The following is a 13,680-nucleotide window of genomic DNA, read 5'->3' on the forward strand; positions in this document are numbered from 1 at the left end:
GGCTCAGGGCTCTCCCTTGAAGATCGAGACGACCGGATCGCCGCCCTCGACAAGCCTCGCCCGATACATGCCGGAGGTGTTGAAGCTCCAGGCCACCTGTCCGTCCGGCGTGACCGCGATGACGCCGCCATCGCCGCCCAATTCGGTCAACTGGCGGCCGATCACCTCATCCGCGGCAGCCTGAAGGTCCATCCCCTCGTACTTCACCAAATTGCAGACCTCGCGCGCGACGCCGAGCCGGATGAAATACTCTCCGGTGCCGGTGGCCGATACTGCGCAGGACTCGTCCGAAGCGTAGGTCCCGGCCCCGATGATCGGCACGTCGCCGATCCGGCCCCAGAGCTTGGCGGTAGTCCCGCCGGTGGAGGTTCCGGCCGCCACATGGCCATTCCTGTCCAGGGCGACCACTCCCACAGTGCCGAACTTCCTGTCTTCCGTCAGGCCCGCGGCAGCGGCAGAGGCGGCCGGTTCAGGCGGGGCTCCGGCCGGGCGCGGCGGAATCGGCAGCCCACGTTCCTTCAATGTCTTCAGCAATGACTGCCAGCGGCGTTCGGTGAAGAACCAGACGGGAGCCGCCTGCTCCACCCCCTTCTCAGCCCCGAACCGCTCGGCTCCAGCGCCGATCAGCATGACGTGGGGAGAGCTTTCCATCACCGTCCGCGCCAGCGTGATGGGATTGCGCGTGCCGGTCACGCCCGCCACTGCTCCCGCCTTCAGGGTGGCGCCATCCATGATGGCGGCATCCAGTTCGTTACGGCCATCGGCGGTGAAGACGGCCCCGCGGCCGGCGTTAAACTGGGGATCATCCTCCAGCCCGCGGACCACCGCCTCCACCGCGTCCAGGGCGGACCCGCCCTGTTCAAGGATGGCCGAGCCGCGGGCAAGGGCCGCGTTCAAAGCGGCCCGGTAGGAGGCTTCCGTGTCCGGCCCCATCGTCTCCCGGTCCATGATCCCGGCGCCGCCATGCACGGCCATGGCCCAACCCGGCCGCGCCGCATCAGACGCCGGCTTTGCGGCGCATCCGGTAAGCACCAACCCGATGGTCGCCAGGACGGCGAAACGGCTGAGAAGGGTCGAGGGGGCGGGCGGAAACTTGCGGACGGTCAAGCGTCTCTCCTCTTTCGGCGGGGCGATGGGCCAGAATTGGACTCTTACCAACCCTCTCCGCGCGGCCGCAATCCATCGCCGCATGCCGACGGCGGTACGCCGAGAAGAGGCTTGCCGTCGCGCCGCTGGCCGCGCAAACCGAACGCTGGAGATCGAACCCAGGAGACCGGAGTGTCCGAGACGCCGAAAGCCACCCTGACGCGCAGCTATCTTCTAGCCGTGGAGGATGAGGAATTCCTGAAATGCGACCAGACCCGCGCCATCCGCTTCGCGCTGGAGTACGAGAAGGCGGAGTTGGGGCTGCGCGCATGGGGCATCCGCTCCACCATCGTCGTGTTCGGAAGCGCCCGCATCCCCTCGCCCGAACAGGCCGGAGCCCTTCTTGGCGCAGCCCGAACGCCGGAGGAGCGGGCAACGGCCGAGGCCAAGGCGAAGCGCAGCGCCTGGTATGAGGAGGCACGCCGCTTTGCCCGCATCGTGTCCGAGACGGGCGGCGCGCTGACGCCCAGCGCCCAGGGCATCCTGGACAATGTGATCTGCTCCGGCGGGGGGCCCGGCATCATGGAGGCGGCGAACCGCGGCGCCCACGATGTCGGCGCGCCCAGCATCGGGCTGAACATCCTTCTGCCGCATGAGCAGGGGCCGAACCCCTACAGCACGCCGGAGCTGACCTTCAACTTCCATTATTTTCACATGCGGAAGTTCCATCTGGCCCAGCGCGCCAACGGGCTCGCCGTGTTCCCCGGCGGCTACGGCACCCTGGATGAATGCTTCGAAATGCTGAACCTCCGGTCCACGAACAAGAGTTCGCCGCTGCCCATCGTGCTGGTCGGTCGCGACTATTGGAGCCGGGTGCTGAATTTCGACGCTCTGCTGGAGCACGGCATGATCAGCCCTGGCGACCTGAACCATTTCGAGATGGTCGATACGGCGGAGGAAGCCTGGCAGGCAATGCAGGCCCGCGGCCTGCGCCGGCGCGAACCGCCATTGGCGCCGGACACCGCGCCGCCGGCGGAGCAGCGCTGACGGGCAGGCGGGCTCAGCTGCGGGAGAGACGCTCCCGCACCTTGGCCGCCAGCTCATCCAGATGCCTGTCCGGCAGGTCGATCTCCCGCAGATGGTCGGCTGTGCTGAGCAGATAGGAGGCGCAGGTGCCGAGACGGCCGGAAGCACTGGCGATAAGGTCCGCCGCCCGGTCTTCCGGCACAGCCCCGGCATAGAGCGGATGCGCGGGGTCCGCCACGAATGTCAGCGCCGGAAGCGTTCCCCCGTCCGTCTCCAGCTCGACCCAGCGCGCCGCATAGGCGCCTGTGGCCATTTCCCGTACCCAGACCAGCGCCAGTTCGGAGCGTACCTGCCCGGCCGGGATGCGGAACGCCACGCCGCGGCAGAAATCGCCACGGTCCAGGGCCAGCATCAGACCGGGATGCTCGACCGATCCGCGCCCGATCCGCAGCCACAGGCAGAAGCTGCGCTGCCAGCCCCGGAGCAGCGCCACCCGCCGCTCCACGAAGCGGAAGGCAGGATTCCAGACCAGAGAACCGTAGCCGAACAGCCAGACATCGCTCCGCCCGTCCCAGCGCTGCAAGACACTCTCGAGCGAGGCCTCCAACTCCTCATCGCTGAGAACGGTATGTCCAGACGTCGGGGCGGTCCGCGTCGACTCCCGTATGAAGGCCAGGACTTCGCCGCTTGCCAGCGTGTCCCGCGTGATCTGCATGTCCGCTCCAGTTCCATGCCGCCATGCGCGGCCCTGCCGGGTGGGCTGCCACCCGGCAGGGCCGCGTTCAGCTCAGCGCCGGTCCTTGCCGCCGGCGACTACAGGATCGTCGGCTTTCTCGGCCGGTTCGACAACCTGTTCAGGCAACGGCGCCGGTTTCTCATCAACCTGCCGCAGGGCACGGCTTGCCCGGCGGAGAGCGGAGGAGTGCTTGCCCTCCGGCTCCAGCACGAACATCAGGAAGGAGCGGCCGGTGACTTCGTAATCCTCACCGGCCTCGAACGGCTCCATGCCCTCTGCACCGTCGGCGACGTTGGTGTCCAGCATCAGCCGCCATGTAGATCCGCCGGCAACCTCGGGCAGGGTGAAGCGGACCACATCGTGGTGGGAGTTCACGATCAGCAACACCGTCGCGTCCATGCCCGGACGGCGAATGCCGGTAGCCTGGGCGCGACCGTCCACCAGCATGCCGAGGCAGCGGGCGTTGGGATCGCCCCATTGGTCCTGCTCCATCTCCACGCCGGCCGGCGTGTACCAGGACAGATCCTTCACATCCAACTCGGCATTATAGGCGCCGGTGAGGAACCGCCCGCGCCGCAGAACCGGGAAGGACTGCCGGAGCGCGATGGCCCGGCGCACGAACTCGGTCAGCGCCCGGCCCTCGTCGCCGATCCCCTCCCAGTCCAGCCAGGCGATCTCGTTGTCCTGGCAATAGGCGTTGTTGTTGCCGTGTTGGGTGCGGCCGAACTCGTCCCCGGCCAGCAGCATCGGCGTGCCCATGGACAGGAACATGGTGGCCAGCATGTTCCGCTTCTGACGCTCGCGCAGTGCGATGATCTCGGGATCGTCCGTCGGTCCCTCAACCCCATGATTCCAGGAGTGGTTATTGGAGTGGCCGTCGCGGTTCCCCTCCCCGTTCGCCTCGTTGTGCTTGTCGTTGTAGGAGACGAGGTCGTGCAGGGTGAACCCGTCATGGGCGGTTATGAAGTTCACCGTGGCCCAGGGCTTGCGGCCCCGGCGGTTGAACATGTCGCCCGACGCGGTCATGCGGGTGGCGAGGTCCGACAGCTTGCCGGCATCGCCTTTCCAGAAGGCGCGGGTAGTGTCGCGGAATTTGTCGTTCCACTCCGCCCAGCCGGGCGGGAACTGGCCGACCTGATAGCCGCCGGGCCCGATGTCCCAGGGCTCCGCGATCAGCTTGACGGAGGAGAGGATGGGGTCCTGCAGACAGGAATCCAGGAAGCCGCCGCCCTCGTCGAAGCCATAGGGCTCCCGCCCCAGGATGGTGGCGAGGTCGAAGCGGAAGCCATCGACATGCATCTCCTGCACCCAGTAGCGCAGGCTGTCGGTGACCATCTGCAGGACGCGGGGATGGCTGAGGTTCAGTGTGTTCCCGGTGCCGGTCTCATTGATGTAGTAGCGCTGCTGGTCGGGGATCAGGCGATAGTAGCTGGCATTGTCGATGCCCTTGAAACTCAGCGTCGGCCCGCGCTCATTGCCCTCGGCCGTGTGGTTGTAGACCACGTCCAGGATGACCTCGATCCCGGCGTCGTGGAGGTGGGCCACCATCTCCTTGAACTCGTCCAGCTTGCCGGTGGCCGAATAGCGCGGCTCCGGCGCGAAGAAGCCGATGGTGTTGTAGCCCCAATAGTTCGCCAGCCCCTTGTCGACCAGATGCTGGTCCTGCACGAAGGCGTGAACCGGCAGCAACTCGACCGAAGTAACGCCCAGGCTCTTGATGTAATCCACCACCTCCTTCACCGCCAGACCGGCATAGGTTCCGCGCAGGTTCGGCGGCACGGCGGGGTGGAGCTGGGTAAAGCCCTTCACATGGGTTTCATAGAAGATCGTCCGCTCCCACGGGATGCCGGGTGAACGGTCCCGTCCCCAGGTGAAGGCGGGATTGACGACACGGCATTTTGGCATATAGGGCCCGCTGTCGCGGTCGTCGAAGGACAGGTCAAGGTCGGGACTGTCCATCTGGTACCCGAAATGCGACGGGTCCCAGCGGATGGTGCCGACAATGCCCTTGGCATAGGGGTCGAGCAGCAGCTTGTTCGGATTGAACCGGTGCCCGTTCTGGGGATCGTAGGGCCCGTGGACACGGTAGCCGTAGACCAGACCCGGTCGCGCATCCGGCAGGTATCCGTGCCAGATCTCATTGGTGAACTCCGGCAACTCGATCCGCTCGAGTTCGGTCTCGCCGGCCTCATCGAAGATGCAGAGCTCCACCTTCGTGGCATTGGCCGAGAACAGGGCGAAATTGACGCCCAGCCCGTCCCATGTGGCGCCGAGCGGGTAAGGCAGGCCCTCGCTGACGCGAGACGGCTTCATAACCTGGGGAGCAGACACCCGGGCGTCCATGCTTGATCTCCATGCGTTGCAAGCTGGCAGTGAACACGCGGGCTTCCAAATCGTTGCAACGACGGAACGACTCGGGTTGGAAGCTGTTCGGGCTCCACCCGCCCCTCTGCCGCGAGCCGCCATGACCGCTCCCGCCTACCGAATCACCCTGAACCCGGTATCCGCCACCAATGATCCGGCGGCCTGGCTTTCAGGTGACACTCTGGACACCATTGCCGACATGGTGCTGCCGGCCTATCTCGGGCGGCAGCGCTGGTATGGATCGAAGGACGCCGGTCCTCCCCGCGTCAGCCTTGCCGAAACAGTTCCCTTTCCCGCCGAGGGCATCACCGCCGTACTCGCCATCTGGCAGGTGGAGCCGCCGGGGCGCACTGCCCAGCGCTATTTCCTTCCCCTGGCCGTGGTGCCCCCCGGCATTGTGGAGGCGGGTGACGCATCGGTGCTGGCGGGGGCGCATCCGGAAAATGGCGGGTGGCTGGTTATCGACTCCTTCGCGGCCGACGCTTTCGTGCGCGCCTTCGTCGGAGCGATGCTGGAAGATGGCGGAACGGAACGCGATCCACGGCTGCTGACCGGCTGGACGGGTGTCGCCGCGGCGGATGCCCTGCCGGTCGGGGCCGCTTGGCCGATCCGCCGCGGCTCCGCCGAACAATCCAACACCTCCATCCGCGTCGGCGAAAGCGCGATCCTGAAGGTATTCCGCCGGCTTGAGGAGGGGATTCATCCCGAGTTGGAGATGGGCCGTTTCCTGACGGAGGAGGCAGGATTCCCGGCCATTCCTGCCCTGCTGGGCTGGGCCGAGGTCCAGGGCGGCGGTGGAAAGTCCAGCACGCTGGGCGTGCTGCAGCAGTTCGTCGCGAATGAAGGCGACGGCTGGTCGTGGGTGCTGGACCATCTCGGCGGAGACGCGCCGGACCCCGACCGGAAAGCCGTCACTTGGCTGGCACAGCTCGGCAGCCGCACGGCGGAAATGCATCGGGCGCTGGCCGTGGAAACCGACGACCCGGCCTTCCGGCCGGAGCCCGTGACAGCGGAGGATCGGCGGAACTGGACGGAGGCCGCGCGCGAGATGGCCCGGCGGGCGCTCGACGGGCTTGCTGGCGCCGAAAACCTGCCGGAACAGGTCCGGAAGATTGCGGACAGCCTCGTCGCACGTCGCGAGGAGGTGATGGAGCGCATCGCGGCGCTGCTGCCGGAGGTACCGGTCCACAAGACCCGTCATCACGGCGACTACCATCTGGGCCAAGTGCTCGTGCCCAAGGGGGCGCAGGACGCCATCATTGTGGATTTCGAGGGGGAGCCGCTACGTCCTTTGGCGGAGCGCCGGGCCAAGCATTCGCCGCTGCGCGACGTGGCCGGCATGCTGCGCTCCTTCTCCTACGCCGCCGCTGTCGCGGCGCGGGAGAGCGGCGGGGAGACGGATGCGGATGCGCTGACCCGATGGTCGCACGACGCCTCCAAGGCTTATCTGGATGCCTATCTTGCCGGCTCCCAGGGCTGCCCGGGCTGCGGCCCCTCGGCGGAGGACACGATCCGGCTGGTGCGCTTCTTCATGCTGGAGAAGGCGCTGTACGAGGTGGTGTACGAACTGGCCAACCGTCCAGACTGGGTGGCGATCCCGCTGGGCAGCGTGGTGGCGCTGCTGGAGGAAGGTGGCCAGGCGGCAGGCGCCTCCGCCGGGCCGGTGCGCCGCGCCCACCAGATGCCGTTCGGGGCGGAGGTCCAGGCCGACGGCCGCGTCCGCTTCCGCCTCTGGGCGCCGAAGCATCCCGCCATCCAGGTGGCGATCGAGGGCGGGGAGACCCTGCCCTTGGTGGCGCGGGACGAGGGCTGGCATGAGCTGGTCACTGACCGTGCCAAGGCGGGCGGGCGGTACAGCTTCGTCCTGCCCGACGGCATGAAGGTGCCGGACCCGGCCTCCCGCTTCCAGCCGGAGGATGTGCACGGGCCGAGCGAGATCATCGCCCCCGCCGCCTATGAGTGGCGGGATGCCGACTGGCAGGGCCGCCCCTGGGAAGAGGCGGTGGTCTATGAGCTCCACCTCGGCGCGTTCACGCCGGAGGGCACCTTCCGGGCCGCCATCAAGAAGCTGGACCATCTGGTCGATCTGGGCGTCACCACGCTGGAGATCATGCCGGTGGCCGATTTCCCCGGCCGGCGCAACTGGGGTTATGACGGCGTCCTGCCCTATGCCCCCGACGGCGCCTATGGCCGTCCGGAGGATTTCAAGGCGCTGGTGGATGCCGCCCATGCCCGCGGCCTGATGGTCATGCTGGACGTGGTCTACAACCACTTCGGGCCGGAGGGGAACTACCTGCCCCTGCTGGGACCGATCTTCAACGAGCAGCACCACACGCCCTGGGGTGGGGCGGTGAATGTGGACGGCCCCGGCTCGCCGGCCGTGCGCGAATACATCATCCACAACGCCCTGTACTGGATCGAGGAGTTCCATCTGGACGGGCTGCGCCTGGACGCCGTCCACGCCATCATGGACGACAGCAGCCGTCACCTGCTGGACGATCTGGCGGAGCGGGCGCGCACCCTGGCGGGCAGCCGCCACATCCACCTCGTCCTGGAGAATGAGGAGAACCAGGCCAGCCGGCTGGAGCGTGACGAGCAGGGCCGGCCGCGCACCTTCACCGCCCAGTGGAACGACGACGTCCATCACGGCCTGCACGTCGCTGCGTCCGGCGAGAGCGCCGGCTACTATGTGGAATATCACGGCGACCTGGAGAAGCTGGCCCGCGCCCTGGCGGAGGGTTTCACCTTCCAAGGCGAGATGATGGAGTACAGGGGCGAGCCGCGCGGGGAGCCCAGCGGGCATCTTCCGCCCGGCGCCTTCGTGGCCTTCCTGCAGAACCACGACCAGATCGGCAACCGCGCCTTCGGCGACCGCATCACCGCCGCCAACCCTGCCGAGGCGGTGAAGGCCGCCGCCAGCCTCTATCTGCTCTCCCCCCAGGTGCCGATGCTGTTCATGGGGGAGGAATGGGCGGCCGCCCAGCCCTTCCCCTTCTTCGCCGATTTCGGCCCCGATCTGGCCAACGCCGTCCGTGAAGGCCGCCGCAAGGAGTTCGAGCGCTTCCCCGAATTCAAGGACCCGGAAGCCCGTGAGCGCATCCCCGACCCCACGGCGGAAGGCACCTTCACCTCCGCCAAGCTGGCCTGGGACGACCGCACGAAGACCCCGCATGCCGAGTGGCTGGACTGGTACCGCAGCGCGCTGAAGGTCCGGCGGGCGGAGATCGTGCCGCGCCTGCGCGACATCAAGGGAAATGCCGGCAGCTACGAGCTTGTCGGCAAGGCCGGCATCGTGGTGCGCTGGCGGATGGGCGACGGTTCCACCCTGGCCGTGGCCGCGAACCTGTCAGCCGAACCGGCCGAGGGCTTCCCGGAGCCGGCGGGCCGGGTGATCTGGAGCGTGGGCGAGGCGACGGGCGGCCGGTTCGGCCCCTGGGCGGTGCACTGGCACCTTGAGGAGGGCGGCGGCGGCTCCGGGAAGCAGCAGGAACAGGCCTCCACGCCGCTGGACCAGCTTGCCGCACGCTGCGGGATCGAGCCCGGTTTCAAGAACGCGATGGGCGAGCAGGTCACCACCTCCGCCGACACCAAGCGGCAGCTCCTATCCGCCATGGGCATCCAGGCCGATAGCGAGGAGCAGGCCCGTAGCGCGTTGGAGGAACTGGACCGGAAGGAATGGGGCCGCCCCCTTCCCCCGGTCCAGGTGGTCCGCGCCGACGGGGAGATGCGGGTCGAGATCACCTTACCGTCTGGTGCCCGCGACATCGGCTGGCGGCTCGCGCTGGAGGAAGGCGGGGAGCGCACCGGCCAGTCCAGCTTCGACAGCCTTGCCCTGGTGGACCGGCGCGATCTGGATGGGCAGGCGGTTGAACGTCGGGCCTTGACCCTTCCGCCGGACCTGCCCTGGGGCTATCACCGGCTGGAGCTGGACAGCGGCGCGTCCACGACCCTGATCGTCGCGCCCAAGGCCTGCTGGCTTCCCCCCACCATTGAGCAAGGCGGAAAGCTCTGGGGGGTATCGGCCCAGCTCTATCTCCTGCGCTCCGCCAGCAATTGGGGCATCGGCGATTTCACCGATCTCCGCACCCTTGTCGAACGCACCGCGGAGCGGGGGGCCGACGTGATTGGGTTGAACCCGCTCCACGTCATGTTTCCGGACAATCCCGCCCATGCCAGCCCCTACTCCCCCGCCAGCCGACTGCTGCTGAACATCTTGAACATCGACGTCACGGCGCTTCCGGAATTCGCCTCCTGCACAGAGGCGCAGGAGATCGCCGGGTCGGAGGAAAGCCGCACGCGGCTGGAATCCTGCCGCGCCGCAAAGCTTGTGAATTACGAGGCGGTGGCGGACCTGAAGATGCAGGTCCTGGGCGCGCTGTTCGAGAGCTGCCGCTCCGCCAACCCGGAGCGCTGGCAGGCATTCCAGACATACCGGGGGAAGCAGACGGAGGCATGGGAGCGCTCCTGCCTGTTCCTGGTGATGCGCCAGCATTTCGCCGAGCACGGCCCCGGCCCGGACTGGCACGACTGGCCGGAGGAGTATCGCGACGTCGGTTCCGACGCGGTGCAGCGCTTCGCTCGCGAGCACAGCCACAAGACCGACTTCATGGCTTGGCTGCAATGGATCGCGGACGAGCAGTTGGCCGCAGCGGCCGAAGCGGCGCAGGCCGCCGGCATGGAGATCGGACTGTACCGGGATCTCGCGGTCGGGGCCGACCGGGCCGGGGCGGAAACCTGGGTGAACCCCTCCGCCATGGTGTCGGACGCGCAGGTCGGGGCACCGCCGGACATCTTCAACCCCGCCGGCCAAAACTGGGGCCTGCCTCCCTTCGACCCGCGGGCGTTGCGGGAGGAAGGCTATCGCGGCTTCATCGAGCTGGTGCGCGCCAACATGCGCCATGCCGGCGGACTGCGCATCGACCATGTCATGTCGCTCCAGCACCTGTACTGGATTCCGCAGGGCGCCGAGGCCACGGATGGGGCCTATGTAGCCTATCCCATGGACGACATGGTCGGCATCCTGGCCCTGGAAAGCCAGCGGCACGGCTGCCTGGTGGTGGGCGAGGATCTGGGCACCGTGCCGGAGGGTTTCCGCGAGCGGATGGCGGAGGCCAACATCCTGTCCTACCGGGTGCTGTTCTTCGAGCAGGACGGCGAGACCGGGGCGTTCGCGACGCCCGACGACTACCCCCGGCTTGCCCTGGCCGTGGTTGGAAGCCACGACCTGCCGACCCTGAGTGGCTGGTGGGAGGGGAACGACATCCCGCTTAAGGAGCGGCTGGGCCTCTATCCCAGCAAGGATGAGGCGGAGAAGCAGCGGACCCGCCGCGGGCGCGACCGGTCTCAACTGCTCGAGGCGTTCCGGAACGAGAAGCTGCTGAAGGATGGCGAGGAGATCGACGACAGCCGGCTGGCGGAGGCGGCACACGCCTTCCTGGCCCGCAGCGAGGCCGCGCTCGCCATGGTGCAGATCGACGACCTGACCGCCGAGTCCGACCCGGTGAATGTGCCAGCCACATCGACCGAGCACCCCAACTGGCGCAGGCGCCTCTCCATACCCCTGGAGGAACTTCCCCGGAACCAGCGTTTCAACTCCGTCTGTGAAGTAATCCATGCCGCGCGCGGCGAAGGGGAGATGACCACGAATGTCTGAGCATCAGGACAAGGTGCCGGTGCCACGCGCCACCTATCGGCTTCAGTTCCGGAGGGAATTCGGCTTCGATGATGCCGCTGCCGTGGCTGCCTATGTGGCGCGCCTGGGCGTCAGCCACATCTACGCCTCGCCCTATCTGAAGGCCCGCCCTGGCAGTACCCACGGATACGACATCGTCGACCACCAGAGCCTGAACCCCGAACTGGGCGACGAGCAGGCGTTCCACCGCATGGTGGAGGCGTTCCGCGGCAATGGTCTCGGCCAGATCATGGATTTCGTGCCCAACCATATGGGTGTCGGCGGGGCTGACAATCCGTGGTGGCTGGACGTGCTGGAATGGGGTCCGGACAGCGTCTATGCCGGCTGGTACGATATCGACTGGGACCCCGACCGCCGCTATCTGGAAGGCAAGCTGCTGGTGCCCTTCCTGGGCGATCAGTACGGCGCGGTGCTGGAGTCCGGGAATTTCGAACTCCGCTTCGACGAGGAGACCGGGAGCTTCGCGGTGTGGGCCTACGGCTCCCACAAGCTTCCGATCTGTCCGCTGCATTACGCCCGCATCCTTGGCGTGGAGCATCCGGAGTTGGAGCGGCTCGGCGATTCCTTCTCCGCCCTGCCTTCCTGGCGGCCGCATGTCCACCGCCGGGCGCGCGAGCTGCAGGCGGAACTCGCCCAACTGGCGCGGGAGCAGGAGGATGTGCGGCAGGCAGTCACTGACGCCCTTGCCCGCCTGAACGGCGATTCCGGGAACCTAGAAAGCTGGCGCGGCCTGGACGATCTGATCCAGGAGCAGCACTGGCGGCCGGCCCATTTCAAAGTGGCGGCGGACGACATCAACTACCGCCGCTTCTTCAACATCAACGAACTGGCCGGCCTTCGCATGGAGCTGCCGGAGCTGTTCGACCATGCCCACGAGTTCGCGTTCAAGCTGCTGGAGGACGGTACGCTGGACGGGTTGCGCATCGACCATGTGGACGGGCTTCTCGACCCCAAGGGCTACTGCCAGCGCCTGCGCGAGCGGGCCCCTCGCCCCTTCTATCTGGTGCTGGAGAAGATTCTCGCCCGGCATGAATCGCTGCGCAGCGACTGGCCGGTGGAAGGCACCACCGGCTATGAGTTCACCAATCTGGTACTGGGCCTGTTCGTCGATCCGGACGCGGAGGAGGCCTTCACCCGCGCCTATCAGGAGTTCGCGGGCAAGGCGCGCCCCTTCGCCGACATGGTGCGCGACTGCAAGCTCCTGATCATGGAGAACGAGATGGCGAGCGAGCTGAACGTGCTCGCCCGCGACGCGGCGCGCGTCGCCCGCCAGAATCCCCGCACGGCCGATTTCACCCGCAACATTCTTCAGCGGGCCTTGAAGGAGATCGTGGCCTGCTTCCCCGTCTACCGCACCTATGTGGACGGGTCGGAGCCGCGGCCGGAAGACAGGCGGGACATCGACTGGGCCATCAGCCAGGCGCGGCGCAATGAGCGCGATCTGGACCCGAGCGTGTTCGACTTCCTGCACAAGCTGATGACCGGCGAGCTGGTGGCCCAGCCGCGCAGCGGATTCAGCCGGCAGGCGGCTATCCGGGTCGCCATGCGGGTGCAGCAGTACAGCGGCCCCGTCATGGCCAAGGGCTTGGAGGACACCGCCTTCTACCGCTACAACCGCTTCGTGGCACTGAACGAGGTCGGCGGGCATCCGGACCATTTCGGGCTCAGCCCGGCGGCCGTGCACAAGGCCAATGCGGACCGGGCGCGGGACTGGCCGCACACCATGCTGGGCACTTCCACCCACGACACCAAGCGCGGCGAGGACACCCGCGCGCGGCTGGCCGCCCTGTCGGAGATGGCGGAGGAATGGACCCGGCGTACCCACGCCTGGAGCCGTATCCTGCGCGCCCGCCGCGGCGATGTGGAGGGAACGGCGCCGCCGGATCGCAATGACGAGTACCTGTTCTACCAGCTCATGATCGGCGCCTGGCCGGCCGAGCTGACCGGCATCGGCCTCCCGGATGCGGATGCGCTGAAATCCTATGCCGACCGGCTGGAAGGGGCGATGATGAAGTCGATGCGGGAGGCCAAGGTGCACAGTACCTGGGCCGCCCCCGACACGACCTATGAGGATGCCATGCTGGGGCTGGTGCGCGACGCGTTGGACGTGTCCCGCCCGGCCTTCCTGGAGGAGTTCCTGCCCTTGCAGGAGCGGGTGGCACGGTTCGGCGTGGTCAACAGCCTGGGCCAGACTCTGGTGAAGCTTACCGTTCCCGGCGTGCCGGACATCTACCAGGGTGCGGACATGTGGGAGCTGAGCCTGGTCGATCCGGACAACCGCCGCCCGGTGGACTTCAATGCCCGGTCACGCCTGCTGGACGAGTTGGAGCCCCGGTTGGAGAATGAACCGGAAGCGGCCTTCCGGGAGCTGCTGGAGGATTGGCGAAACGGCACCGTCAAGCTCGCCCTGATCCGGCAGGTGCTGAAGCTCCGCACCCAATCGGCGGAGCTGTTCGCCAACGGCAGCTACGAGCCGCTACGGGCAGAGGGGGAACGGGCGGAGCATGTCTTCGCCTTTGCCCGCCGCCTTGGAAGCCAGATCTCCGTCACCGCGGTGACGCGCCTGCCCGTCCGCCTGGAAGCGGCGGGCGGCTGGGGCGATACCCGCCTGATCCTGCCGGAAGGGGCGGAGCTGAAAGACTGCATCCTGGGCCGACGGATTGCGGCCGACGGACAGTCCGTAAGGGCGGCCGACCTGTTCGCCGCACTGCCCGTTGCCCTGCTGGCGACCGGCTGACAGGATGACGCCCTGCCGCTTGGCGGCGGCAGGGCGGAA

The 13,680-nt window shown here is 67.6% G+C and carries 6 protein-coding genes; 3 read left to right on the forward strand and 3 right to left on the reverse strand.

Annotated elements, in window-relative coordinates; genetic code table 11:
• Window positions 1-3: 3 nt before the first annotated feature.
• On the reverse strand, window positions 4-1,107 hold the full coding sequence (locus DOL89_RS20175) for an isoaspartyl peptidase/L-asparaginase family protein (protein ID WP_404813506.1): 1,104 nt from the start codon (window positions 1,105-1,107) through the stop codon (window positions 4-6).
• A 171-nt stretch (window positions 1,108-1,278) separates the two neighbouring features.
• Between DOL89_RS20175 and DOL89_RS20180 the strand changes: the two genes are divergently transcribed.
• The gene (locus DOL89_RS20180) at window positions 1,279-2,133 is read left to right on the forward strand and encodes an LOG family protein (protein WP_225889997.1); all 855 of its coding nucleotides are present in this window, start codon (window positions 1,279-1,281) and stop codon (window positions 2,131-2,133) included.
• A gap of 13 nt (window positions 2,134-2,146) precedes the next feature.
• On the opposite strand, the gene DOL89_RS20185 is transcribed toward DOL89_RS20180, so the two are convergent.
• Window positions 2,147-2,827, reverse strand: a complete 681-nt coding sequence (locus DOL89_RS20185) for a gamma-glutamylcyclotransferase (RefSeq protein WP_119681139.1) — start codon at window positions 2,825-2,827, stop codon at window positions 2,147-2,149.
• A 72-nt stretch (window positions 2,828-2,899) separates the two neighbouring features.
• Entirely contained in the window at window positions 2,900-5,191 is a 2,292-nt protein-coding gene (gene glgX / locus DOL89_RS20190) for a glycogen debranching protein GlgX (RefSeq protein WP_119681140.1), read from the reverse strand.
• 121 nt (window positions 5,192-5,312) lie between these two features.
• Between glgX and treZ the strand changes: the two genes are divergently transcribed.
• On the forward strand, window positions 5,313-10,865 hold the full coding sequence (gene treZ / locus DOL89_RS20195) for a malto-oligosyltrehalose trehalohydrolase (protein WP_119681141.1): 5,553 nt from the start codon (window positions 5,313-5,315) through the stop codon (window positions 10,863-10,865).
• Entirely contained in the window at window positions 10,858-13,641 is a 2,784-nt protein-coding gene (treY, locus tag DOL89_RS20200; protein ID WP_119681142.1) for a malto-oligosyltrehalose synthase, read from the forward strand. The genes treZ and treY overlap by 8 nt, the downstream gene beginning before the upstream one ends.
• Window positions 13,642-13,680 lie beyond the last annotated feature (39 nt).

Origin of the sequence: Indioceanicola profundi, assembly GCF_003568845.1 — a bacterium.
GTDB classification, from domain to species: Bacteria; Pseudomonadota; Alphaproteobacteria; order Azospirillales; family Azospirillaceae; genus Indioceanicola; species Indioceanicola profundi.